General features: G+C 65.9%; 25 protein-coding genes and 1 pseudogene. 15 read left to right on the forward strand and 11 right to left on the reverse strand.

Annotation, left to right across the window (positions count from 1 at the left end; genetic code table 11):
- Positions 1 to 4: 4 nt before the first annotated feature.
- On the reverse strand, positions 5 to 1105 hold the full coding sequence (locus AC5Y31_RS10635) for a fatty acid desaturase family protein (protein WP_082966338.1): 1101 nt from the start codon (positions 1103 to 1105) through the stop codon (positions 5 to 7).
- A 17-nt stretch (positions 1106 to 1122) separates the two neighbouring features.
- Entirely contained in the window at positions 1123 to 2172 is a 1050-nt protein-coding gene (locus AC5Y31_RS10640) for a ferredoxin reductase (RefSeq protein ID WP_499980193.1), read from the reverse strand.
- 70 nt (positions 2173 to 2242) lie between these two features.
- Between AC5Y31_RS10640 and AC5Y31_RS10645 the strand changes: the two genes are divergently transcribed.
- The 4 genes from AC5Y31_RS10645 (at position 2243) to AC5Y31_RS10660 (ending at position 7230) form a co-directional block, all read left to right on the forward strand.
- A complete protein-coding gene (locus AC5Y31_RS10645; protein ID WP_065023753.1) occupies positions 2243 to 2950 on the forward strand; it encodes a TetR family transcriptional regulator in 708 nt (235 codons plus the stop codon).
- A 236-nt stretch (positions 2951 to 3186) separates the two neighbouring features.
- Positions 3187 to 4590 (forward strand): alkaline phosphatase family protein, encoded by a 1404-nt coding sequence (locus AC5Y31_RS10650; RefSeq protein WP_499980195.1) that lies wholly within the window; start codon positions 3187 to 3189, stop codon positions 4588 to 4590.
- Positions 4591 to 4596: 6 nt separating this feature from the next.
- Complete coding sequence (locus tag AC5Y31_RS10655; RefSeq protein ID WP_499980196.1) at positions 4597 to 6069, forward strand: alkaline phosphatase family protein; 1473 nt, start codon at positions 4597 to 4599, stop codon at positions 6067 to 6069.
- Between the two features lie 42 nt (positions 6070 to 6111).
- On the forward strand, positions 6112 to 7230 hold the full coding sequence (locus AC5Y31_RS10660; RefSeq protein ID WP_499980197.1) for a nitronate monooxygenase: 1119 nt from the start codon (positions 6112 to 6114) through the stop codon (positions 7228 to 7230).
- A gap of 3 nt (positions 7231 to 7233) precedes the next feature.
- On the opposite strand, the gene AC5Y31_RS10665 is transcribed toward AC5Y31_RS10660, so the two are convergent.
- Positions 7234 to 7845 carry a GNAT family N-acetyltransferase gene (locus AC5Y31_RS10665; protein ID WP_499980199.1) on the reverse strand — a complete coding sequence of 204 codons (612 nt, stop codon included), beginning with the start codon at positions 7843 to 7845 and terminating at the stop codon, positions 7234 to 7236.
- 54 nt (positions 7846 to 7899) lie between these two features.
- Between AC5Y31_RS10665 and AC5Y31_RS10670 the strand changes: the two genes are divergently transcribed.
- The gene (locus AC5Y31_RS10670) at positions 7900 to 8856 is read left to right on the forward strand and encodes a dipeptidase (protein WP_499980201.1); all 957 of its coding nucleotides are present in this window, start codon (positions 7900 to 7902) and stop codon (positions 8854 to 8856) included.
- Here the strand turns inward: AC5Y31_RS10670 and AC5Y31_RS10675 are convergent.
- The gene (locus AC5Y31_RS10675) at positions 8853 to 9770 is read right to left on the reverse strand and encodes an alpha/beta fold hydrolase (RefSeq protein WP_499980203.1); all 918 of its coding nucleotides are present in this window, start codon (positions 9768 to 9770) and stop codon (positions 8853 to 8855) included. The genes AC5Y31_RS10670 and AC5Y31_RS10675 overlap by 4 nt on opposite strands.
- Before the next feature lie 57 nt (positions 9771 to 9827).
- On the opposite strand from AC5Y31_RS10675, the gene AC5Y31_RS10680 reads away from it, so the two are divergent.
- The gene (locus tag AC5Y31_RS10680; protein ID WP_499980205.1) at positions 9828 to 10181 is read left to right on the forward strand and encodes a VOC family protein; all 354 of its coding nucleotides are present in this window, start codon (positions 9828 to 9830) and stop codon (positions 10179 to 10181) included.
- A gap of 3 nt (positions 10182 to 10184) precedes the next feature.
- On the opposite strand, the gene AC5Y31_RS10685 is transcribed toward AC5Y31_RS10680, so the two are convergent.
- The 3 genes and pseudogenes from AC5Y31_RS10685 to AC5Y31_RS10695 all read right to left on the reverse strand — a co-directional run bounded on the left by AC5Y31_RS10685 (position 10185) and on the right by AC5Y31_RS10695 (position 11704).
- On the reverse strand, positions 10185 to 10487 hold the full coding sequence (locus tag AC5Y31_RS10685) for a hypothetical protein (protein WP_499980207.1): 303 nt from the start codon (positions 10485 to 10487) through the stop codon (positions 10185 to 10187).
- A gap of 184 nt (positions 10488 to 10671) precedes the next feature.
- Entirely contained in the window at positions 10672 to 10881 is a 210-nt protein-coding gene (locus AC5Y31_RS10690) for a hypothetical protein (RefSeq protein WP_499980369.1), read from the reverse strand.
- Positions 10827 to 11704 (reverse strand): annotated as a pseudogene (locus AC5Y31_RS10695) (DUF4226 domain-containing protein). The gene AC5Y31_RS10690 and the pseudogene AC5Y31_RS10695 overlap by 55 nt, the downstream one beginning before the upstream one ends.
- A 321-nt stretch (positions 11705 to 12025) precedes the next feature.
- Here AC5Y31_RS10695 and AC5Y31_RS10700 point away from each other — a divergent pair.
- From AC5Y31_RS10700 to AC5Y31_RS10735, 8 genes are all read left to right on the forward strand, one after another.
- On the forward strand, positions 12026 to 12394 hold the full coding sequence (locus AC5Y31_RS10700) for a hypothetical protein (protein ID WP_499980209.1): 369 nt from the start codon (positions 12026 to 12028) through the stop codon (positions 12392 to 12394).
- Between the two features lie 94 nt (positions 12395 to 12488).
- Positions 12489 to 12827: a VOC family protein gene (locus AC5Y31_RS10705; RefSeq protein WP_499980211.1), complete on the forward strand. Its 339-nt coding sequence runs from the start codon at positions 12489 to 12491 to the stop codon at positions 12825 to 12827.
- Positions 12824 to 13306 (forward strand): hypothetical protein, encoded by a 483-nt coding sequence (locus tag AC5Y31_RS10710; protein ID WP_499980213.1) that lies wholly within the window; start codon positions 12824 to 12826, stop codon positions 13304 to 13306. The genes AC5Y31_RS10705 and AC5Y31_RS10710 overlap by 4 nt, the downstream gene beginning before the upstream one ends.
- A gap of 268 nt (positions 13307 to 13574) precedes the next feature.
- Positions 13575 to 14048 carry a hypothetical protein gene (locus AC5Y31_RS10715; RefSeq protein ID WP_499980361.1) on the forward strand — a complete coding sequence of 158 codons (474 nt, stop codon included), beginning with the start codon at positions 13575 to 13577 and terminating at the stop codon, positions 14046 to 14048.
- 1723 nt (positions 14049 to 15771) lie between these two features.
- Positions 15772 to 16479 (forward strand): DUF5631 domain-containing protein, encoded by a 708-nt coding sequence (locus AC5Y31_RS10720; protein ID WP_499980215.1) that lies wholly within the window; start codon positions 15772 to 15774, stop codon positions 16477 to 16479.
- A 218-nt stretch (positions 16480 to 16697) separates the two neighbouring features.
- Positions 16698 to 17444, forward strand: coding sequence for a hypothetical protein (locus AC5Y31_RS10725; protein ID WP_499980217.1), 747 nt, complete (start codon positions 16698 to 16700; stop codon positions 17442 to 17444).
- Positions 17445 to 17489: 45 nt separating this feature from the next.
- Positions 17490 to 17714: a type II toxin-antitoxin system CcdA family antitoxin gene (locus AC5Y31_RS10730; protein ID WP_234787308.1), complete on the forward strand. Its 225-nt coding sequence runs from the start codon at positions 17490 to 17492 to the stop codon at positions 17712 to 17714.
- The gene (locus AC5Y31_RS10735) at positions 17711 to 18124 is read left to right on the forward strand and encodes a type II toxin-antitoxin system VapC family toxin (RefSeq protein WP_267887785.1); all 414 of its coding nucleotides are present in this window, start codon (positions 17711 to 17713) and stop codon (positions 18122 to 18124) included. The genes AC5Y31_RS10730 and AC5Y31_RS10735 overlap by 4 nt, the downstream gene beginning before the upstream one ends.
- A 24-nt stretch (positions 18125 to 18148) precedes the next feature.
- Here AC5Y31_RS10735 and AC5Y31_RS10740 read toward each other — a convergent pair whose 3' ends face one another.
- The 4 genes from AC5Y31_RS10740 to AC5Y31_RS10755 all read right to left on the reverse strand — a co-directional run bounded on the left by AC5Y31_RS10740 (position 18149) and on the right by AC5Y31_RS10755 (position 20919).
- Positions 18149 to 18640, reverse strand: coding sequence for a hypothetical protein (locus tag AC5Y31_RS10740; RefSeq protein WP_499980218.1), 492 nt, complete (start codon positions 18638 to 18640; stop codon positions 18149 to 18151).
- 446 nt (positions 18641 to 19086) lie between these two features.
- The gene (locus tag AC5Y31_RS10745) at positions 19087 to 19353 is read right to left on the reverse strand and encodes a hypothetical protein (protein ID WP_065023767.1); all 267 of its coding nucleotides are present in this window, start codon (positions 19351 to 19353) and stop codon (positions 19087 to 19089) included.
- A gap of 37 nt (positions 19354 to 19390) precedes the next feature.
- Positions 19391 to 19756 (reverse strand): hypothetical protein, encoded by a 366-nt coding sequence (locus AC5Y31_RS10750; RefSeq protein ID WP_065023768.1) that lies wholly within the window; start codon positions 19754 to 19756, stop codon positions 19391 to 19393.
- Positions 19757 to 19848: 92 nt separating this feature from the next.
- On the reverse strand, positions 19849 to 20919 hold the full coding sequence (locus tag AC5Y31_RS10755) for a DUF4226 domain-containing protein (RefSeq protein ID WP_499980220.1): 1071 nt from the start codon (positions 20917 to 20919) through the stop codon (positions 19849 to 19851).
- Positions 20920 to 21040: 121 nt separating this feature from the next.
- Here AC5Y31_RS10755 and eccB point away from each other — a divergent pair, with 121 nt between their 5' ends.
- Entirely contained in the window at positions 21041 to 22540 is a 1500-nt protein-coding gene (gene eccB / locus AC5Y31_RS10760) for a type VII secretion protein EccB (protein ID WP_499980222.1), read from the forward strand.
- Position 22541: the final 1 nt, after the last annotated feature.

Here is a 22541-nt window from a genome sequence, read left to right on the forward strand (position 1 = left end):
CCCCTCAGTTCCAGGGCAGCGCCAGCTTGCAGATCTTGCGCACCACGCTGCCGAACTGCTTGAGCAGCGGGCCGCTGTTGTACGGGACGCCGTAGCGCTCGCAGATCTCGCGCACCCGCGGGGCGATCTCGGCGTAGCGGTGCGCCGGCAGGTCCGGGAACAGGTGGTGCTCGACCTGGAAGGACAGGTTGCCGGTCAGGATGTGGAACCACTTGCCGCCGGTCAGGTTCGCCGACCCGAGGATCTGGCGGTAGTACCACATGCCGCGTGACTCGTTCTCGGCCTCTTCGACGGTGAATTCCTGGGTGCCGTCGGGGAAGTGCCCGCAGAAGATGATGGTGTAGGCCCACACGTTGCGCATCAGATTGGCGGTCAGGTTGCCGGCGAACACCAGCGGCGCGAACGGGCCGGCCAGCAGCGGGAAGGCCACGTAGTCCTTGAGGGTCTGACGCCGGACCTTCTGCCACGTCTCCCGCAGCATCTCGCGTTTGTCGGCGAACCCGATCTCTCCGGCGCGGATGCGTTCGGTCTCCATCTCGTGCACCGCCACCCCGTACTGGAACAGCACCATCAGCAGGAAGGCATACAGCGGGTTGCCCAGGAAGTAGGGCTCCCAAGGCTGCTTGTCGCTCATCCGCAGGATGCCGTAGCCGACGTCGCGGTCCATCCCGACGATGTTGGTGTAGGTGTGGTGCATGTAGTTGTGCGAGTGCCGCCACTGATCGGCCGGGCAGGCGGTGTCCCACTCGAAGTGCTTGCCGTACAACGCCGGTTCGCCCATCCAGTCGTACTGGCCGTGCATGACGTTGTGGCCGATCTCCATGTTGTCGAGGATCTTCGACAGCCCCAGCATGACGGTGCCGGCCAGCCAGGCCGGCGGGATGATGCTGAAGAACAGACACGCGCGCCCGCCGACCTCCAGCGTGCGCTGGGCCTTGATGATCTGGTGGATGTAGTCGGCGTCGCGTTCGCCAAGGTCGTCGAGCACCCCCTGGCGGATGGCGTCGAGTTCGGCGCCGAAGGCGTCGAGGTTGGGCGGGAGGTCTGAGCGGGTGAGCACCTGCGGCTGCTCGGTCTGCGAGCGCTCGAGGACTGACTGTGTCATGGTTGGCTCCTTTGGTTTTACAGGTCGATGTCGACGTCGCCGACGGGCACCGACACGCAGATCTGGATGTCTTCGCTCTCGGCGGTGGAGAGCGCCCCGGTGATCAGGTTTCGCACTGTGCCACCGGTTTTGCGGCAGGTGCAGCTGTGGCAGATGCCCATTCGGCATCCGCTGGCCGGTTGCAGCCCGGCTGATTCGGCCTGTTCCAGCAGTGGCCGCCCGTCGTCGGCCACCGAGATGGTGCTGCCGAGGAATGTGATGCGCCCGCCGGAGGGATCGGCCGAAAGTTCCGGTGGCACGAAGCTTTCCGAGATGGCGTCGGGCCGCTGTTCGCGCACGGCCGCCACCAGCGCCGGCGGACCGCACACGAACACCGCGTCCGGTTCCGGGGTGGCCGCCGCCAGGTGCTCGGCGTCGAAATGCCCGTGCAGATCGCCGGCTTCGGGTGCCCGGGTGTAGCCGTGCAGCACCGTCACCCGCGGCATCTCGGCCAGTTCCTGGCGGTAGCACGCCTCCTCGGGGGTGCGGGCGTAGTGGATGAACGTCACCCGGCCGGCATAGCGTTCGGCGATCAGGGTGCGCAGCATCGACATCACCGGGGTGATTCCGCTGCCGCCGGAGATCAGCAGGATGCGCCGGGGCCGGATCGCGGGCAGCACGAAGTCGCCGCCGACGGAGTCCAGGCCGACGACCATGCCGGGCCGGGCATTGCGGTACAGGTGCTCGGAGACCAGTCCGGACTCATGGCGGCCGATGGTGAGTTCGATGAGCCGCTGCCCCTCGGCGCTGGCCGGCGAGTAGCAGCGGGTACGCCGGCGTCCGTCGATGTCGACGGACAGGTTGATGTGTTGGCCGGCTTGAAAGCCACCGAACGCGTCGTTGGGTTCCAGCAGCAGGGTCACGCTACGCGGGGTAGCGCGCCGAACGGCGACCACCCGGGCACGGGCATCGTTGCAGGTCCAGGTCGGCGACACCAGTTCGGTGTAGCGGTCGACCCCGTGGGGGCCGGTGAGCAGGTCGACCAGGCTGGAGCCCAGTACCCGCCGTGTCAACGTTTGAGTGAACATATGTACACAGTGAACAACCGTTCACGGTCCGTCAAGGGATTTCGGCCCGTTGTGTTACGCTTCACACTCAGTGAACAGTCGTACGCCGAATTCACGGTCCGGGCGAACGAGGCCGCCGCGCCCACCCCGTGCCGAGCGCCCGCCCCGGCCCGAACGGCCGGAGCGGCCCTCGCGCGAGGAACGCAAGGAAGCCACCCGTCGCGCCATCATCAGCGCGGCGCTGACCCTGCTCGACGAACGCAGCTTCAGCGCTCTGAGCCTGCGCGAGGTGACGCGTGCGGCCAGCATCGTCCCGGCCGCCTTCTACCGGCACTTCGAGTCGATGGACGCGCTGGGCCTGGTGCTCATCGACGAGTCGTTTCGGGCGCTGCGCGAGACGCTGCGCGACGCCCGGGGCGGCGGGGTCGATCCCAGCCGGATCATCGAGTCCTCGGTCGAGGTGCTGATCGACAGCGTCGCGTCCCGCCACGAATACTGGCGGTTCATCAACCGGGAACGCTTCAGCGGGATGACGGTGCTGCGCTATGCGATTCGCACCGAGATCAAGTTGATCACCTCTGAGCTGGCCACCGACCTGGCCCGGTTTCCGGCGTTGAGCGGGTGGAGCACCGAAGACCTGAATATCCTGGCGGGCCTGTTCGTCAACGCGATGACCGTCACCGCCGAGGCCATCGAGGAGGCCCCGGATGAGGAGACGCTGGCCGAGATCAAACACGTTGCCGTCAAGCAACTTCGGATGATCGCTCTGGCTGCCGGCGGCTGGCGCAGCAAGCCCTGAGCGGTTCTACTGGGCGCACCCCGAGCACCGGGCGGAGCTGACCGACGCCCGTGCGTTGGAGCGCCTCCGCAACCTGACGTGAGTACCGAATGGGCTGCCCTCGACCGCAGTCGCTGACGGAACCCTCAGTAACATCCAGCCAAAATGCTCGGAATGCGAGAGAAAGCTGAGTTTTTCCTGGGTGCCTGCTACTGTCGCCGCCAAGTCCGCACAACTTCGGCGACGGGAAATCGCTCGTGACAACACTAAAGCAGGTCCTGTGTGGCGCGGCCGTCGCAGGCCTGGTTGCCGGGACGGGGGCGGCGGTCGGAACGCAGGCGGGCCTGCCCACCCGCACCGCCGAATGGATGCTTGCTGCCGAGCACGTGCTGCTGATCGGCGTCGACGGCGTAAACCTCTCCAAGATCCTGGAATACGCCTACAACGACGCCAGCGGCTTCAAGACGGCGATGGACCAGGGCATCACCGGGGCCGCCACCGAGGTCAACCACACCACGATCTCCGGACCGTCGTGGTCGACGATCCTCACCGGAGTGTGGGACGACAAACACGGGGTGATCAACAACCTGTTCCGGCCCGAGCCGTACGACAAATGGCCCACGGTGTTCAACATGCTCGAGTACCACAAGCCGGAGATCGACACCACGATCATCAGCAACTGGCAGTACCTCAACGAATTGGCCGCGGCGGGCGGGTATTCGGCCGACAACAACGTTTTCGTCCCGGCGGACGACAGCCCGGCCGACTCCGACGCGCTGGTCACCGCGCTCACCATCGCCCAGATCATGGCGACCCAGAACAACGAGGCCGACATCTCGAGCTTCTTGTTCTCCTACCAGTCGCAGGCTGATACCGCCGGACACTCGTTCGGCGGCGGGTCGGACGAATACTTGCAAGCCGTCATCAATCTCGGTGCCAACATCCAACAGATTCTGGCCGCGATCCAAGAGGTCAAGGCGATCACCGGGGACGACTGGTCGATCATCCTCACCACCGACCACGGCCACACCCAGTCGCTGGGCTTCGGTCACGGCTTCCAGTCGCCCAATGAGACGACGCAGTTCGTCATCTTCGATCAAGCCGGTCATGACGCCACTGACGGCAGCCAGAACCTGAACTACTCCATTGCCGATATCACGCCGACAATTCTGGCGCTGTTCGGAATCCCGATGCGCTCGGACTTCGACGGTGTCTCGATGACCGACCCGACCGCCCTGAACAGCATCGTCACGCCGGTGGATCTCAAGCAGGCACTGACCGACGCGATCGCGATGTTCGGCTATCCCAACATCGGCAACGAGATCGAACTGGCTATCCGCACGGCGATCGCCAGCATCCCCTACGGGATCAACCTTGGCCTCACCGAGATCACCAAATTCTTGCAGAGCATCATCGACCAGGACATCTTCCTGCTCAGCGGGCTGGCCGAAATCACCCAGCAGGTCGTCCAATTCGCCGGCGGACTGGTGGTGGACTCCACCAACGCCATGGCCGTGGCGATCTCGCAGCTGCTCGGGGCGGGCGTCATCGAGCCGACCGACGCGCCGTTGCCGTTGCCGGGAAGCGCCGACTTCAGCCTCCCCGACTTCCACGACACCGATCTGCCCCTGCTGCTCGACGTCGATGCACTGCTGGGCTGACACGCCATGACGACGATCAGGCAGTTTCTCTGTGGCGCAACCGTTGCCGGCCTGGTCGCCGGGGCGGGGGCGGCGGTCGGGACGCAGGCGGGACTGTCCACGCTGAGCGCCGAGTGGATGCTTGCCGCCGAGCACGTGCTGCTGCTCGGCACCGACGGCACCAACCTGGACAAGGTCTTAGAGTACGCCTATAACGACGACAGCGGCTTCAAGATGCTGATGGACCGCGGCGTCACCGCCGCCACCAGCATCATCGGCCACCAGACGATGTCCACTCCGTCGTGGTCGACGATCCTGACCGGGGTGTGGGACGACAAGCACGGCGTGGTCAGCAACATCTACCGTCCCGAGCCGTACACAACCTGGCCGTCGGTGTTCAACCTGATCGAGTACAACAAACCGGAGATCGACACCACCGTCATCTCCGGCCGGGGCCTGTTCACCGAGATGGCCTCCACCGGTGGCTATCCCGCTGACAACATCATCGCCATCTCCGGTGGCTCGACATCGGCGGAGATGGATGCGCTGGCCACCGAAGCGACTGTCGCCAAGATCCTGAGCACCACGGACAGCCCGGATCTTTCGACCTTCATATTCGCCTACCAGTCGCAGGTCGACCACGCCGGACACTCGTTCAGTGGCGGGTCGGAAGAGTACGCCCAAGCCGTCATCAATGTCGGGGCCAACTTCAAACAGATCCTGGAGGCGGTCGCCCAGGCCGAGGCGACCACCGGCGACCGCTGGACGATCATCGCCGTCACCGACCACGGCCATCAGCAGACCGTGACGCTGCCCGGTTTCAGCCTCGGCCACGGCTTCCAGTCGCCCAACGAGACGTCGAGTTTCGTGATGTTCTCGCTGGCCGGCAACGAGGCGCAGGCCGGCGGCCAGAACCTGAGTTACCAGACCGTCGACATCACGCCCACGATCCTGCAGGCCTTCGGCATCCCGATGCGAGCGGACTTCGACGGTGCTCCGATGCAAAGCGACCCGGAGATTCTGGACAGCTTCGTCATGCCGGTCGATCTCAAGCAGGCCCTCACCGATGCGATCAACAGCTTCGGCTACCCCAACATCGGCACCGACATCATGCTGAGCTTGCGTGCGCTGGCCGGCGGCGCCGGCTTCTTCATCGAAAGCTATCTCCTGCCGCCGATCAGCAACTACCTGCAGACGATCATCGACCAGGACATCTTCCTGATCAGCGGACTGGCCCAAGGCGCCCAGTGGATGCTCAATACCGTCGGCGGGATGGTGGCCGACGTGGCAACGCAAGTGGGCAGAGCGGTCGCCTACCTGACCGGGGCCGGGGTCATCGCGCCGATCGACGCCCCGCTGCCCCCGCCGGAAAGTGCCGAGGTCACCGGCTCGCTGGAGGCCTTGTTGGCCGGCCACACCTTTGCCGCTCCCGACCTGGGCGACTCCGATCTGGGAGACGCCGGCCTGCCCCTGCTCGACGTCGACGCACTGGTGGGCTGATACTTCTCCGCAGGACCGGAGTTCAGGAGAAGGAGCGGCGACGTGAAGACCCCCATCTGCGAGCAATACGGCATCGACTTCCCGCTGTTCGCCTTCAGCCACTGCCGCGATGTGGTGGCCGCGGTGACGAATGCGGGCGGCTTCGGCGTGCTCGGTGGTGCCGCCTACACCCCGGAGCAGCTGGATCAGGAGCTGAGCTGGATCGACGAGCAGGTGAAGGGAAAGCCGTACGGCATCGACATCATCGTGCCGGCCAAATTCGAGGGCAAGGGCGAGAATCTGTCGGGGCGCCAACTCTCCGACCGGATCCCCGCCGACTATCAGGGATTTATCGCAGACCTGTTGGCGCAGCACGATATTGAGACAGATGATGCTCCCCGGCTGGGATCGGCCATGCTGACCGGTAGCTCCGGAGAACAGCTTCTCGAGGTTGCCGTCGCCCATCCCATTCGTCTGATGGCCAATGCGCTCGGCGTGCCGCCGGACTACATGATCCAGTCCGGAAAAGACCACGACATCCCGGTCGCGGCTCTGGTCGGCGCCAAGGAACACGCCCTCAAGCAGGTCGCCCAAGGCGTCGACCTCATCGTCGCCCAGGGCACCGAGGCCGGTGGCCACTGCGGCGAAGTCTCCACGCTGGTACTGGTTCCCGAAGTCATCGAGGCCATCGACGACGCGGTCCCTGTGCTGGCCGCCGGCGGGATCGTCACCGGCCGGCAAATGGCAGCCTGCGTGGCCCTGGGTGCAGCCGGAGCATGGACCGGTTCGGTGTGGCTCACCACCGACGAAGCCGAAACCGCCCCGCACACCGTCCAGAAAATGCTTGCGGCCACCTCGCGAGACACCATCCGCTCCACCGGCCGCACCGGGAAACCGGCTCGCCAGCTGGTCTCGGATTGGACGGATGCGTGGCGCCCCAACGAGAAAGGGCACGCCACATTGCCGCTGCCGCTGCAGTCCATGCTGGCCGAACCGGTACTTCGCCGCGTCGACAAGCTCGCCGCCACCGGGCATCCCGGGGCGCAAGCGCTGGCCACCTATTTCGTCGGCCAAGGCGTTGGGCTGATGAACAAGGTGAAGCCCGCACGCGACGTGGTGTTCGAGTTCGTGGAGGACTACCTCACGGCCGCCGAACGGCTCGGCGACTCCGTTCGCGACTAGCTACTACGGCCTCTGGGGCGCCCGCCACATCTTCCACAGCGTCGGCCCACCGCCGGGCAAGGTGATCTCCCCGGTCACCTTGAAGCCGAAACGCTCGTAATACGGGACGTTTTCGAGCTTGCTGGACTCCAGATACGCCGGGGCGTACTCGGCATCGCAGCGCTCCAGCCGGGATCGCATCACGGCCTGCCCGAACCCGCGACCGCGCACCAAGGGGTCGCTGCCGATCACCGCCAGATACCAGTGCGGCTCTTCAGGATGGTTGGCCTCCAACAGATCTGAGATCGCCCGCCCGCGGGCGAGATGCCGGCCGAACGACCAGATCAGCGCCGGCACCATCCGCAGCTGCGACACCTTCGACTGCTTCCACTGGTTGGGCGGGTCCCACAGCGCCGCCGCCCCCACGGTCGTGCCGTCACACGCCACCTCCACCCCACCGCCGCCCAGGTGGTGGTACCGGGTGGACGTGGCGAAGAACTTCGATAGCTGTGCGGTACGGCGGTCGTCGTCGGGCAGCATCCACACCGACACCGGATCGTCGTAGAACGCGCGCCCCAACGTCGCGGCAAGCGGTGAGATATCGGGTTTGTGCGCGGGCCGCACCTCAATAGCCATTCGGCCAGATTAATGCGTCGCATCCGCGCGTCCTACAGAGCAAGATCGGGCCCTATGAGCACCCTGCTATGGGACCAGCACACCTGCCTGCCGTTGCGCGAGGGCACCGACGTGGCGCCGCTGACCCGCTACCAGCGAGGCGGCGGCGCGGTGCTGTTGGTGAACGTGGGCTATTCACCGCAGCGGTTCGCCGACACCATGGCGCTGCTGCGGCATTTTCACCGCGCAATCGCGGCCCGCCCGGGCCTGACGGTGGCCGCCGGCCTGGCGGATGTCGAGGCGATCACCGGTGCCGGCGGCATCGCGGTGGTGTTCGACCTGGAGGACTCCAACCCCCTCGATGACGATCTGGACCATCTGGCCGTGCTGGTCGAGCACGGAGTACGCACCTTGCTGCCCACCTACAATCACGCCAACCGGGCCGGGCATGGCTGCCTGGACGCCAACGACGGCGGGCTCACCGGGTGGGGCCGCGCGGTCGTCGCCGAGTTGAACCGCGTAGGCATGGTTCCCGACGGCTCGCACTGCAGCGTCCGGACCGGCCTGGACCTGTGCGACGTCTCGACCGGCCCGGTGGTCTACAGCCACTCCTGCATGCGGGCCATCTGGGATCACCCGCGCAACATCACCGACGATCAGGCCCGGGCATGCGCGGCCACCGGCGGTGTCGTCGGTATCACGGGCGTGGGAATCTTCCTGGGCCCCAATACTCCAACCCTTGAGGCGATGACACGTCACCTGGAGTACGCGGTCGAGCTGGTGGGCGTCGAGCACGTCGGGGTCAGCACCGATTACTCGTTCGATCACACCGAGCTCACCGAGGAGATGGCCGCCAACCCGCAGTTGTTCGACGCCAGCTACACCCGCTGGGGACCCATCCAGTGGATGCCGCCGGAGACCTGGCTGCAGTTGCGCGAGCACCTGTCGGCGCGCGGCTGGGCCGACGCCGACATCGGCGCGGTGCTCGGCGGCAACTTCCACCGGGTGGCCCGGCAGACCTGGGGCGCTTAATGCACTTTGTCGAAATCCCTGGCCACATCCAGGAATTCCGCGGGCTTCTCCACCATCGGACTGTGCCCTGATCCGGCGATGACGACCGGGTCCAGGCCCGCCACGCGGTAGCGGTCGACGTTGGATTGGGTCGGGGTGAGCACATCACGGTCGCCCCACAGCACCAGCACCGGCTTGCCCAGCCCGGCCAACCGGTCGGCCACCGCCCGCTGCTCGTTGATCCGGCCGGCGGTCTTGGCATCACACAATGCGTTGTGGGTCATGCGTTTCAGCGACCGGTAGGCCAGCTCGGGAACCGGGAAGTCCGCGGCGAACCCGGTTTGCAGCGAAGACTTGTCTATGGCGTCGACACTTCGGAACCGGTCCAGGGCGGCACCGAGCACCGGCCAGCACACCGCATTGCCCAGCGCCGGCAGCGCGCTCATCCCCAGCGCCGCAGGGGTATCGGAGACCATCACCCGCTCCACCAGCCCCGGTGCGCTTTCGGCCAGTGCGGTGGCCACCCATCCGCCCATCGAATGTCCGATCACGACCGCGTGCCGCACGCCGAGAGCGTCGAGCGCCTGACGTACCGCAGTCGCCTGCGCTTCGGCGCTGTAGGCCGCCGGATCGCGCGGGGCTTCGGAGCCGCCGTGGCCCACCAGATCGACCGCGATCACCCGGTTGCTCTGCGCCAGCGCCGGTGCCACCGCTTCCCACCACTGGATCGACGCCGTATACCCGTGCAGCAGAACAATGGCACGCTCACCACCCGCGCCGTACTCGCGGATGTTCAGGTCCGGCCCGGGCAGCTCGAGCACCCGCCCGCCGGCGAACGGTTCGGCCGCCCGCGAGATGCGATCGGTGATCACAGCGTTGACTAGCAAAGCGACAAGGACGACCGTGATGATCCCAGCGGCAAGGCGTTTACCCATCCGCAGACGGTATCCCGGGCTTAGCCTGGATCGAGAGCGAACCCGCAGGAGGCCCCCGTGAGCGACCACGACATTCGGATGATCGTCTTGTCCACCGACGACCTGGACGAATCGATCAAGTTCTACAGCGAGACCCTGGGCATGGCGTTGAAGTTTCGCGACGGTGCCCACTTTGCCGCCCTCGACGGCGGATCGGTGACCCTGGCACTGGCGACCGCAGTCGATCACCCCATCCACGGTCAGGTCGTGGTCGGCATCAAGACCGACGACGTCGACGGCGCCGCGAAGGCCATCGAATCCAGCGGCGGCGGGATCGTCAAGGGCCCCTACGACGATGCGCACGAACGTCGGGCGGTGGTCTATGACAACAAGGGCAACGGGCTGGTGTTCTACAAGCCGCTGGCGCGATAGGGGTCAGCGCCGGGGCGGAAACGCCTCGGGGCAGGCCGCCCGCAACTTGTCGGCGGTCAGATAGATCTGATCACCGGCTTTTTGAATGCGCTCGGCTTCCTCGGGTGAATCTTGGGGCGAGGGCTCTTGGGCGTCGCCTTGGATGATCTGGGCCAGCAGGGCGAAGCCGTCCGCCCAGCTGTTCAAGTCGTCTCTGATCGCCGGATCGGAAACCGATTGCGCTGCGGCGCGCGCCTTCTCGCTGAGCGCAGCGGTGCCGTCGGCTTCGGCGAGCGGGTCGTTGTCGTCTCGGGCTAGTGCATCCATCGAGTTTTCCGAATCCGCCCGCCACAGCCGGGCCAGCTGCGCCACTACAGCGCAGTCGTCGGCGGATGCGGCAGAGGGCGACCGGTGGTGTCGCACCGCCCAGGCCACTCCAAGCGTCACGCAGGCAACCGCGATAAGTGTCGTGGTCGCCACGGCCCAGCGTCGGTATCGACTCGTTGTCATGTCAGCGGCCCGAAACCACCCGCGGCGTGCTCGCCGGCATCTGGAAGGCACCGCCGATCGGGGTGGGCAACGACAGCGAGAGCCGCGGGTTGTTGACCTGTAGCTGGTATATGTCTTTGACGTCGATCGGATTCCACGTGTTCAAACCCCACGGTTTCAAGCCATAGCCGCCCGCGTCATTGTGCGGCACCAAAGCACGTACGTGCTCCACCTCGAAGTCGTAATCGATCCACTTCGCTTGATACCACTTACCGTCACGCTGCACCCACCGCACAGGCCTGGCGCACCGTTGAATCCCTCGCCGACCACTCGAAAGCGGTAACCCTCCTGCAGGGTCCACGCTGGCTGCACGCCCCAGCCATTGGGCTGCGGTGCCACCACCTCTTCCAGGCCCGAGCTGGCTCCGGTCACCGGCGTCACATCGCGATGCCATGGCGTCGGCGCGGCAATCGGCCCCATGGGCGGCCCACTACCGGGTCCACTTTGATACGGCGATTGACCGTCGATATCCCAATAGCCGCCTCCGGGCGCCGAGTCGGTGGGCGGCGGCGGATCCCACGGGTATCGCCACGGCTGGTCGTGATCGTCACCAACCGCCCGTGCAATGTCGTCAGGATCCGCTTTGTCATCGCCAGGCCGGTCGGAGTCATCGGTCGGCGCTGTTGGCGGTGCTAATGGCGGATCACCGCCGATGGCGTAAGAGCCACTGAGCTTTTGCAACGCTGCGGCCCGGGCCTGACTGTCGGCGAAGCCGTCGGCGACAACTTTGTGGATTTCTCGAGTTTTGTGGACCAAGAATTGCTGAAACTGGCGAGCACCCGCCGGTGTTTCGAGTCCCCGTACGTCGCGGCCGCCTGCTTGATCTCAGCTTCGATGGCGTCGAGGCGCTGGCGCGAGTGGCGGTTGTGCTCGACAGCACCGCGCAGCGCGGACTCAAACTCGCTGTCCGCCGCCGCCGATACCGCCAGTCGCTGGGCCAGTTGCGCTTCGCGGTCCCGCGCTGCATCGGCAAAAGCACCGAGCACGTCCGCCACTCCGCAAAAGTAACTGCCGCTCCCCGCATCAGCAATTCAGATCTGTCGAGACTGGCGAGGGGATACGGGTCGCTTCGCTTCTGGTTGAGCAGCGGCCCTAATCCACGTGTGCCACTCACTGCCCGATGGGGGACTCCACAAGCACCCGGTGGCGGGCAGTGGAAACGACGGTGTAAGCGAAGAAGCGGTGGTCGGGTCTACCATCCGCAACGTGGCCCCCCCACGCAGCCTTGGCCCGCAACTCCCGCCGCTGAGCCGCGCCGCCGGCCCGCCTTCGCATTTGCGGTGTTCGCCGCTCTATTGGGGGCTGCGGCACTAATCATGGCGATCGTGGCGCTGACCCGCCCGGCGGCCGACCCCACCTATTCGGCGGCTCAGATGACGGCGGCAAAGACCGGTCTTTGCGATCGGTTCAAACCCGCCATGGGCGCTGTCCACGTCGAGACCAATGGACCCGATGCGGGCTTCGGGCGCATCGCCTTGGTAAACGGAGCCCTCATCCTCGAAGACGCATTATCCGACCCCGCGCTGGAATCCAAGTACCGCGATGCGGCTAAAGAGGTGGTGCAGACATACGAAAACGTGGTCGTTGAGTCTTCCATGAGTAGATTGGGCGAGCCGGCATTCGATTCAGCTGTGGACGCTGTTAACGCTAAAGAACGCGTATTGAAAGAGTTATGCGGTGTCTGACCTACCGCCCAGGAAGTGGTCGTTCTATTTGGTGGGCGCCTCGTGGCCCGCGCAGAGTACCCAGCCGGCGCCGGAATCAGCTTCTAGTCCAACCGTGTCGATCGACGCCGTAACCCGAGGCATACGGTTGAAGTTTCGCGACGGCACGCACTTTGCCGCGCTTGACGGTGGATCGGTGACCTTGGCGTTGGCGTCCGCCGTCGATCGCCCTATCCACGGCCAGATGGTGGTCGGCACCAAGGCGGACGGCGTCGACTGCGCCGCGAAGGCCCTCCAAGCCGGTGGCGGCAGGATCGCGAAGGGTCCCTACGATAATACGCACGAGCGCCGGGCGATGGTGCACAACAACAAGGGCAACGGGCTGGTGTTCTACAAACAGCTGAGCGGTAACCGATCGGACAAGTCCTATCCGCAGGCTAGCCTCACGATGTGACGATGACACCGCCATGGCCTGCGCCAGTCCCTTTCCGGCCTGACCGTTGGCAGCTGATTTCGCTCACTATCGGTCTAATCGCGACAGCTGCTTTGGCTGTAGCCGGCGTTGTTATCGCACTGAACAGACCCACGGGCACAGCAGAGACCTATTCGGCGGTCGAGAAGGATCGGGCGAGGGCGCAATTGTGCGAACGGTACGAAGTCGCTGTGCGTGCTTCGCAAATCGAGACGGCCCCCGGAGGGGACCCTGCGTTAGCTCGCATTTCGATGCTCAACGGCGCATCAATCCTTGAGACTGCGTCCGCAAACCCTGCGCTCGACGTCGAATACCGTGATGCGGCACGCGCCTTGGCAGTCTCCTTCCAAACCCAGGCGGCAATGGCTAGTAGTGAGTCGGCCGACTCGGCAGCGTGGCATCAGATCGTCGACGATACAAATGCCAAAGATCGTGCGGTGAAGGTTTTGTGCGAGGACTGAGCCTCGCCACGCTCGGCGCTGCATGCCAAGACCGGGTCCGGACGCCAGAGTCTCACCGTCGCCGCCTTGCTGCTCAGGGCTAACGCGGAGCCTCTCGGGGTCGCAATTTCTCCGGCTGGTCCGCTTTCGACGCTGGGTATCGAGCGTCTATCGATCAAGGCCTCCCACAGGCTGTACCGGACAGCCGTGCTAGGTTCGCCGGCGCAAGCGAGGCCAAACGAGCGTAAGCGCGAAAGTGGCCTCCGGGGTTACCATCCGCAATGTGACCATGACACCGCCGCCTTGGCCCGCGGCTCCCGCCGCTCAGCCGCACCGCCGACCGGCCTTCGCGCTTGCGGTACTCGCTGCGTCGTTGGCTGTCGCCGCCCTTATTGTTGGGATAATAGGCCTCGCCCGACCAGCACCGTCGTCCAACTATTCGAGCGCGCAAAGGAGCGCTGCTGCAGGCAAGCTTTGCAGCACGTATAAGCTGGCAGCGAATGCCATGCACATCGCTACCAATAACCCCGACGGGGACGCCGTAATGGCACGTCTTTCGCTAACCAATGGCTCGTTAATGCTTGAGACGGCCGCGTCCGATCCGGCACTCGAGGCTAAATACCGTGACGCCGCACGCGCTTTAGCGGGCGCTTACCAAATCCAATCAGCAAAAGGAGTTGCTGGCACTCCCGAGGAGTATCGTGCGGCAATGGCCGAGACTAATGCAAAAACGGTCGTGATGATGGACTTGTGCGGTGACTGATCTACCGCCTGGGAAATGGTCGTTCTATTTGGTGGGCGCATGGTGGCCCGCACCTCCGACCGAACCGACCAACGGCGTTCAGCACTGGTCAAAACACTCCGTCGCGAAGGAGCAAGAGGCGGTAGAACTCCAGGCGTTCACCAATGGCCTAAGCGCCAGAAACAGTGGTCACACAACGGAAGATGAGTTGATACGCCTGCGGATCGGTTACAACCGGCTGGCGAACGCCGCCGAGCATTGTCGTAGCAAAAGCAGCGCCAGCGAGAGCGTCACCAACGCCGTTAATGAGCTCCGTCAGAACTTGAGGAACGTCGCAAACGACTACAACCCAAAAGTGGACGACCTCATAGCGAAGAACACGCACGAGGCGATGGCTGCAGCTATCAGCCTAATCGGCGAGGCCAACACTAAAGCAGCCGAACACAATTCAGACGCCTACGGCAAGATAGTTGCGGCGACCCAACAGATGTTCAAGGATCTTGGTATCGAGGGCGATGCCCAACAGTGGCTGCAAGATAACGGCGCGAAAATGAGCCCTCCGACATTACACCTTCCCACCGGCGAGGAATTGAGCCGTAAAGCCGCCGAGACCGGCGAACTTCCTTTCCCTTTCGGCACTGGGGACATGAACAATCATGCACCTACCGACGGAATGCCTTTCCCCTTCGGAAGCGGTAATCCCGCCGGCCAAGCAGACGCAGACGCACGGACACCCAGCAGCGGATTGATGCCTGGAGCCGACGCAGGTGGACCGCCGAGTACTACACCTGCTCCCGCGGCCGGCAACACCAGCGGTACCGTCGGCGGCGACGTCCCCGGGAACCGCGAGGGCGGGTTCACCGGCGGAATCGGCGCTCCTGCTGGCACCGGCGGTGGCGGCGGCAACACCCCCCGCACCCCCGCCGGAGCGTTCACCGGCAGCGCTGGCGCACCACCTGCCACCGGCGGTGGCGGCGGCAACACCCCCGGCACCCCCGCCGGAGCGTTCACCGGCAGCGCTGGCGCACCACCTGCCACCGGCGGTGGCGGCGGCAACAGCGGTGGCAGCGTACTGCCGGGTGCCAGCAGCGGGTTTTCGGGCGGAGGAGGCGCGCTAGGACCAGCCGGCGGCATGGCGCCTCCCATTTCCTCCGGCGTACCCGGCGGCGGCGGTCCCGGCGGCGCAATGCCCCCCGGCCTCTCGGGCGCCGGGCCCGCTCAAGCGTTGACCTCAGGCATGCCCGGTGGGCCGGCCGGATCGGGTGGGCCGCCATCGCCGTTGGCGCCAGGCGGGCCCGGTTCATCGCCGTTCGCTCAGGCGTCGGCCTCCCCGGTTCCGCCGTCGCCATCGGTGACGCCGATGGCCGGCGGAGCGCTAGGCAACATGACCCAATTGTCTGGTCCAGGCACGGAAGTCGCCCCGGCGGCGCCTGCCACTGCGGCACCAGCGCCAGCGACCCCGCCGGTGTCTGCCGGGCCAACCCCGGGGCCGTCAGCGCCGATTGGTGCGGCGCCAGCAGTTCCGTCTGGTCCGCTGCCCGGCTATGGAGCGGACCTTCGCCCAGCAGCGGGAGCGGTCCCGGCCGCACCCGGGGTGCCCGTGACGCCTGCCGGCGCCACACCACCGCCAGCGCCTGGCGGTTCCACGACACCAGCTTCGGGGGGCCCCGCGGTGGCTTCAACCGGCGATCGTCCATCAGCGGGTAAGCCGGCGCCTGGGGCCGGCGGTCAGTCGGGTACGGCGGTGGCCGGCAGCATGGGGGCTGGGGGCACGGCCGGGGCCGGCGCCGGCACAGCGGCCCGGCGACTGGCAGAGCATCAGGATTTACAGCGCAAAGTCGATGCGGTGGCCCGCCAGGCCCCACAGTTGGCGTGGGCGGCCGGACTCCGCGAAGACGAAACCACTACTGTGCTGGCCACCGACTTGGCTGGCGGATGGATTCCGCCCACTGTCAAACTCCCGCCCGGCCTCACTTTGTTGGAACCAGCCCACCGCCGCCGCGCTACCAGTGCGGTCAATCTGCTCGGTACGGTGATCGCGGCGGTCGCCCACCAACCGAACGCCTACATCACCGACGCCAGTCCTCAGGATCCGGTTCTCGGGTCCGGGGAACGCGCCCGCTACGGCCAGCATGTTGACGAACTGGGTCCGACGCTCATCGATGTCACCGGGTCCAACGATCGCTTGCCGCGCATCGTGCAGACCGTGGCACGTGCCGTTGCCCGCAGGTCGGGCGTCGCCGACAATGAAATCGAGCTGTTCGGACAGGTGGTCGCCGATACGCAGGCGCGGGTACTGTCGGCATATCCGCAGCATGCTCCGCGCGATGTCGCTGATTGGATGCTGTTAGCGGCTATCGACGCGCTGATCGAGGGAAGCGAAGAACTCGCCCGCTACCACCTGGCGTGGTACCAGACCGTGGCAGTACGGCAGGGAGGCGAAACGCCATGACAGAAGACTTTGTCAAGCATTACGGTGCGGACTTTTTGCATATCGCACTCTCGCAGCCCCCGGCAGCAATCCCGCCTGGCCCTGTCCACCCCGGTGGATCGTCACCAGTCGACGCCACTATGGCCGCCTTCGGTGCCGCAACCAACTTGAACCTGGTCGAAACCAACACCGAACTTGCCAAAGACCACCTAGACCGCACGGGTCATGCCACGGACGCCGTGAGAAAGTTCGCCGAAAACGAAGCCGACGCCGTGTCGAAGTTCCAGGACGTCGCCGGCCAGGGCGACGCCACCGTGGCGCAGCAAGGTTCCCAGGAAGCCATGGGCGGAGCGATGCAGGGCATGACGGGGGCGATGCAGGGCATCACCAGCGCACTCAGCGGCGCGCTCGGCTCGGTGAGCAAGCTGCCGCAGGGCTTGATGCAGGCCGGCCAGGGTGCGCTCTCGCCGCTGATGAGTGCGGCGCAGTCCTTGGGGAAGGCAGGACTCGGCGGCGCCGGCGCCACGCTTGCCTCCGACATCAGTCCCGAGCCCGGCTTGGGTGGCAGTGACTTCGGCACCGGCGGAGGTGGCGGCGGCGGGCTGGGTATGGGCACCACCCCCGCCAGCAACCTCGGGCCGCCCCCGGTGCCCGGAACCTCGACACCCACGACGCCCACCAGCTCGCTGGCGAGCACCGGCGCGGCCGGTCCCACCGGCGGCACGCCCGCAACCGGCGGTGCGGGCGGCGGCGGAATGATGCCGATGATGCCGGGCGGGGGCGGTGCCGGCGGCAAGGGCGGCAAAGACGACAAGGCCGGCGAGAAGCGGATCGCTGCGCCCGGAGTCCCCAACGGCCAGCCCGTCAAAGGCCGCACCACGGCCCCGCCGAACGTACCCGTGACCAAGTCGGTGGCGAAGGATGCCGGTCCGACCGGCCTGACACCGCTGAAACGCATCGTCGACAAGGACGATTCGTCGAAGTAGCGGCTCGCGGGGCGATGCACTACTCGGCACCCAGTGTGTATATTGATGTGTATGGCTCGGTTGAACGTGTACGTCCCGGATGACTTGGCGGAGCGAGCCAGGGCCCGCGGGCTCAACGTCTCGGCACTCACCCAGGCCGCAATCAGCGCCGAGCTGGCAAATTCTGCAACCAACACCTGGCTCGACGGCTTGGAGGTCAGGAGTACCGGCGCTCGACACGACGACGTGCTGGATGCGCTCGACGCCGCCCGCGATGAGTTCGGAGCGTGACCGCACCTTCCGCCCCGTCGGCCAGGCAAGTGGTTGTCGATGCCAGTGCCATGGTGGATCTACTTGCCCGCACCCCTGATCGGTTCCACGCGGTGCGTGCGCGACTGGTCGGCACCGGGATCCACGCGCCAGCACACTTTGACGCTGAGGTGCTATCGGCGCTGGGGCGCATGCATCGCGCTGGCGTACTCACCGTTGCGCAGGTCGAAGCGGCGCTGGATGAGCTCGGGCAGGCACCGGTGACTCGACACGAGGTCGCGCCGTTGCTTTCTGGAGCATGGGCGCGCCGTGACCTTCTGCGCCTCACCGACGCCCTCTACGTAGAGCTAGCCGACACCGCAGGCCTGGTGTTGCTAACCACGGACCAGCGGTTGGCACGCGCGTGGCCTGCAGCCGAGGCCATCGGCTGACAACAGTCCGACTTCTTTCGCCGCTCAACGGTCCAGGACGAGCTCGGCGTTCTGGCGCAAGAGGAACGAGCCGATCAAGTCGACGACGACCCAGTGCCGCGCCTCATCGATGCCGGTGATGATTCCGAGGTTGTGGGTGGATCCGGCTACCTGTGCCGTCACGGGAGCGCCGACTAGCTGCTCACCGATCGGCGTCGCCGTATCGTCCACGGCGACGACCACCCGCTCACCGCCGGCGGACAGGTCTCGCAACTCCGGTGTCGTTGCGGGATCGAGTACATGTCCCGCGGCAACCCGCCCGTCCAAACCGGTCCAGGCGGCAAGAGCCCGGCTGTTTTCTACTGCCTCAGCTGTCTGAACGACCTGAGCTGCCGGCGGCTCGTCGTTGATTGCTACGTCGACGGCCAGGGGCCAACCACCGGGCACGGAACTGAACGCCGCGAAAGGAGATACCGGCATCGTCCACGGCTCACCTGCCACCCCGGGCCTCATCTCCCCGGAAGCCAGGTAAGTCATCTGACCGACCTTCGTCTGAGTCGGAGCCATTCCAGCGGCTTCGACTTTCATGACCGCGACCGGGGCCTTCCCGCCACCGCGGGCGCATTGTGCCGCGGTCACGAATCCGTTGAGTCTCGTGCCCGGATCGCTCGGGTCGGGAAGGCTCACGTAGAAACCGGCGGTACACACCGTCGTCCTGGTTCCTTCGCCAACGAGTACCTGCATCCCGGGATGTAATCGCGACACCGGTCTGGGGAACACCACCGCCTTGTTGACCCCTGGCGGCAGCATATCGGCTGATTACGTTGCCGTTCCGAGCGATCCCGTTTCAGCCGAAGCGCCTTCTGGGTCACTTCCTCCGCAACCCGCCACTCCGCAAGCGACGGCTGCAGCGACAACCACTGCGGACGCCGTACACACGCGTCGAGGCGGAGATGTGTTCAAGGGCAACGACGCCGCTCGCGTCATCGGTTCGGCTCGCGCCGCGACAGATGTACTCGGAGCAGCAGGTAGGCGCCCCCCAGTAAGCAGGCCACCATGCGCAGCGCAGCTAAAACCGCCATCCCGTTCGACGCGGATAAGTCGTTGATGAAGAACGGCAGCGCTAATAGCCCCAAAATTACGAGCACAATTCCGAAAGCTTCTGCGCGGCCAGGCTTCTCATCGAGACTGGGCAATATTCCTGCCACCACCAATAACGGCAGTACTACCTGGAACAGCTCACGCAACATCCGTCACCTCGCCTTCGCAGACATCGAGAACGGGAATCTACCCTCCAGCCCGTGGCAACGTCAGCTGCAGAAACCCTCCACCCCACGGTTGCAGCATCACGTCGGCGGGCCAACTCACTCGATGGTCCTGCCCCCGCAGGTAGTCGCCGCTGACACCGACAGCCTTGACGGGCTTCCCGTGGTCCTCGAAGACCAACAGACTGGCTTTGGATTCAAAGAAATTCGACCGGATCACCGGTGCGCCGACGGTTTTCTCGATGAACTCCCGCTCGGTGTATTCATGAAACAGATGCACCTCATCCCAGGGCCACGGGGTGAAGTCGCTCAGTCTGCCCGACTTACCTTGATGCAGAAGGCCTTCCAAGCCGTTGTTGAGCCGTTGATCGTTGTAGTCGATGTCCATCGATTTCCTCGTCAGCCCGCAACTCGTCACCAACATGCACAGCAATAGGACACTAAGCGCACTGCGTATCGGCGTTGCTCTGCTCACCACGGTCAGTACCCTCCTGCCGACGTTCCGTAGCCGCCAGGCTGGCCCGGATCGTAGACTCCTCCAGGCCCGGCGCCGGTTGGTGTTGGCGCCTGACCCGGTACCGCCACTTGCGTCGTCGTACCGGCCTCGCCCCAGGCAACGGTATTGCTCCAGGCCAGCTTCTCGCCGCCGGGCGCAATCACGACGGTGTCGCCCCTGTCCACAGCCTGCTGCACTAGGTCGGCAAGCTGCGCCGGGGTGGCGCTTGGGTTAGCTGCTGCGATTTCTCGTCCGACTTCGTTGTTGTACAGATCCATCGCCTCGGCGGTGGCGGGGTTGTTGGGGAGTCGTTCGTGCGCGGTCGCAAAGTCGCGGGTCCAGTCCTCGCCGAATCGTTGCGTCATCAGAGCGTTCCAGTACGCGTGCCGGAAGGCGTCGGTGTGGTTGTCGGCGGTGTCGTTGGCCCCATTCTGGGGCGGGAAGCGCACCTTGGCTTCGGTTGCGGCAGCTTCCTTGATCTGGTTCAGATCCCGCAGCGCAAACGGTGAGAGGTCCTCGAGCATGCGCGCCTCTCCCGCGGTCACGTGCACGGGGTCGGTGGCCAAACTAAGTGGCCACGGCGGCTCCCAATCGCGTTCGCCATCTGGATCCTCCGACACCTGGTACTTCTTCAAGATCTGTTCAAGCGGGTCGACCGGTGGCGGGCCGTGTAGCGGGAAATCGACCGATTGGATAGTTCGGTCTCCACGAAGCGGATACCGCCCCGTCAGCGCCTGCACCTGCGCCGCGCGGCGCTGGCTGTCGGCGGCGGCGTCGGCGACGATCCTGTGTATCTCGCGCGTCTTGCCGGCCAGGTACGCCTGGAACTGCCTAGCACCCGCCGGGGTATCCAGGCCCGGCCAGCTGGCGGCCGTCTGACGGATCTCGGCTTCCAGCGCGTCAAGACGCTGCCGCGACTGCAGGTTGTATTGGTGGGCGTCGCGCAGGATACCCTCGAAAGACCGGTCGAGCTGAACCGACGTCGTCAACCGCTGCACCAGCTGCCCTTCCCGCACCCGCGCCGCGTCGGCGAATGCCCCTAACACCTCCGGCATAGCGCAAAAGCTACGCGTATCGGCGTCATCGCGTCACCGGTAGTGACTGGTTCCCGCTGGCTGACGCCAGTATTGTCGTCGCGTGCGGTTGTTGCGCGTGCGTAAAAGGAGCAGCTAGGTCATGCCGCTGAGCCTGTCGAACCGGGACCAGAATTCCGGTCACCTGTTCTACAACCGTCGGTTGCGCGCGGCCACCACCAAATTCTCGGTGCGCATGAAGCACGACGACCGCAAGCAGACCGCCGCGATCGTGCTGTCCATCGTGTTGATCTTCATCGGCATGGGCTGGATGCTGCTGCTGAACGTGCTGCGTCCGGCCGGAATCGTGCGGACGTCGGCGATCGTGGGTGACCGTGACTCCGGGGCGATCTACGCCCGTATCAACGGCCGGCTCTATCCGGCACTCAACATGACCTCGGCCCGGCTCGCCGTCGGTAACGCCGAGCTGCCCACCTGGGTCAAGCCCGCGGAGATCGCCAAGTACCCGACCGGCCCGATGATCGGCATCCCCGGCGCGCCGGCGTCGTTGATCGCCAGCACCGGCGCACCGTCGGCGTGGGCGGTCTGCGACACCGCGGGGTCCCCGCGGCGGGCCGAGCCGCCGGTGGTGACCGCGATCGCGGGAACCTTGAGCCGTGTCGGACGCGCGGCACCGCTGGCGTCGGATGCCGCGGTGTTGACCCGCTTTCAGGGCGCCACCTATGTCATCTGGGGCGGCAAACGCGCCCAGATCGACCCGGCGGCCCGGGCGATCACCCTGAGTCTGGGCATCGACCCGGGCACGACCGTCCCGGTGGAGATGTCGCGGGCGCTGTTCGACGCGCTGCCCAGCACCGAACCCCTGCGCGTTCCGATGATCCCGTTGGCCGGCACACCGTCGCAGTGGGTGCCCGGCTCCCAGGTCGGCGCCGTCCTGGAGACCCGAACAGCCGGCGGCGGCTCACAGTTCTACGTGCTGCTGCCCGACGGGGTACAGAAGATCACCAGCTTCGTGGCCGACCTGATCCGCAGCGCCAACTCGTTCGGATCGGTGGCGCCGCTGGTGATCAGCCCCGACAAACTGGTCAACATCCCCGAAGTGGGCACCCTGCCGGTCGAGTACTACCCGAACAGCCGGCTCAAGTTCGTCGACACCGCCGCCGACCCGACGACCTGCGTCGGATGGGAGAAGGCCTCAACCGATCGCCAGGCCCGGATCACCGTGTTCAACGGCCGGGGCCTGCCGGTGTCGCCGGGGATGGATAACCGGATCGTCCGGCTGGTGCGCGACGATCGCACCCCGGCATCGGTGGTGGCCAACCAGGTGCTGGTGTTGCCGGGTGCGACCAATCTCGTCACATCGACCAGCGCACTGCTCGACTCCGACACCCGCGAGACCCTGTTCTGGGTGTCTCCCAACGGGGTTCGGTACGGGATCGCCGCCGAGGACGAGACGCTGCGTGGCCTCGGACTGGACCCGTCCTCGGCGCAGCAGGCGCCGTGGCCGCTGCTGCGCACCTTCGCGGCCGGCCCGGAATTGTCCCGGCATGCCGCTCTGCTGGCCCGCGACACCGTGGCGTCCACCGGCGCGGTGACGCCGGTGGCACCCAACAATCAGCAGGCCGTCCCGGGAGGGCACTGAC

It is taken from the genome of Mycobacterium sp. NGS18 (assembly GCF_059813185.1).

What these genes read in the sequence shown, in the direction of transcription:
- AC5Y31_RS10635 (WP_082966338.1), bottom strand. Translation starts at nt 1,105, where the DNA reads ATGACACAGTCAGTCCTCGAGCGCTCGCAGACCGAGCAGCCGCAGGTG.
- AC5Y31_RS10640 (WP_499980193.1), bottom strand. Translation starts at nt 2,172, where the DNA reads ATGTTCACTCAAACGTTGACACGGCGGGTACTGGGCTCCAGCCTGGTC.
- AC5Y31_RS10655 (WP_499980196.1), top strand. Translation starts at nt 4,597, where the DNA reads ATGACGACGATCAGGCAGTTTCTCTGTGGCGCAACCGTTGCCGGCCTG.
- AC5Y31_RS10665 (WP_499980199.1), bottom strand. Translation starts at nt 7,845, where the DNA reads ATGGCTATTGAGGTGCGGCCCGCGCACAAACCCGATATCTCACCGCTT.
- AC5Y31_RS10670 (WP_499980201.1), top strand. Translation starts at nt 7,900, where the DNA reads ATGAGCACCCTGCTATGGGACCAGCACACCTGCCTGCCGTTGCGCGAG.
- AC5Y31_RS10675 (WP_499980203.1), bottom strand. Translation starts at nt 9,770, where the DNA reads ATGGGTAAACGCCTTGCCGCTGGGATCATCACGGTCGTCCTTGTCGCT.
- AC5Y31_RS10685 (WP_499980207.1), bottom strand. Translation starts at nt 10,487, where the DNA reads ATGGATGCACTAGCCCGAGACGACAACGACCCGCTCGCCGAAGCCGAC.
- AC5Y31_RS10700 (WP_499980209.1), top strand. Translation starts at nt 12,026, where the DNA reads ATGGCGATCGTGGCGCTGACCCGCCCGGCGGCCGACCCCACCTATTCG.
- AC5Y31_RS10715 (WP_499980361.1), top strand. Translation starts at nt 13,575, where the DNA reads ATGACACCGCCGCCTTGGCCCGCGGCTCCCGCCGCTCAGCCGCACCGC.
- AC5Y31_RS10730 (WP_234787308.1), top strand. Translation starts at nt 17,490, where the DNA reads ATGTGTATGGCTCGGTTGAACGTGTACGTCCCGGATGACTTGGCGGAG.
- AC5Y31_RS10740 (WP_499980218.1), bottom strand. Translation starts at nt 18,640, where the DNA reads ATGACTTACCTGGCTTCCGGGGAGATGAGGCCCGGGGTGGCAGGTGAG.
- AC5Y31_RS10745 (WP_065023767.1), bottom strand. Translation starts at nt 19,353, where the DNA reads ATGTTGCGTGAGCTGTTCCAGGTAGTACTGCCGTTATTGGTGGTGGCA.
- AC5Y31_RS10750 (WP_065023768.1), bottom strand. Translation starts at nt 19,756, where the DNA reads ATGGACATCGACTACAACGATCAACGGCTCAACAACGGCTTGGAAGGC.
- AC5Y31_RS10755 (WP_499980220.1), bottom strand. Translation starts at nt 20,919, where the DNA reads ATGCCGGAGGTGTTAGGGGCATTCGCCGACGCGGCGCGGGTGCGGGAA.
- eccB (WP_499980222.1), top strand. Translation starts at nt 21,041, where the DNA reads ATGCCGCTGAGCCTGTCGAACCGGGACCAGAATTCCGGTCACCTGTTC.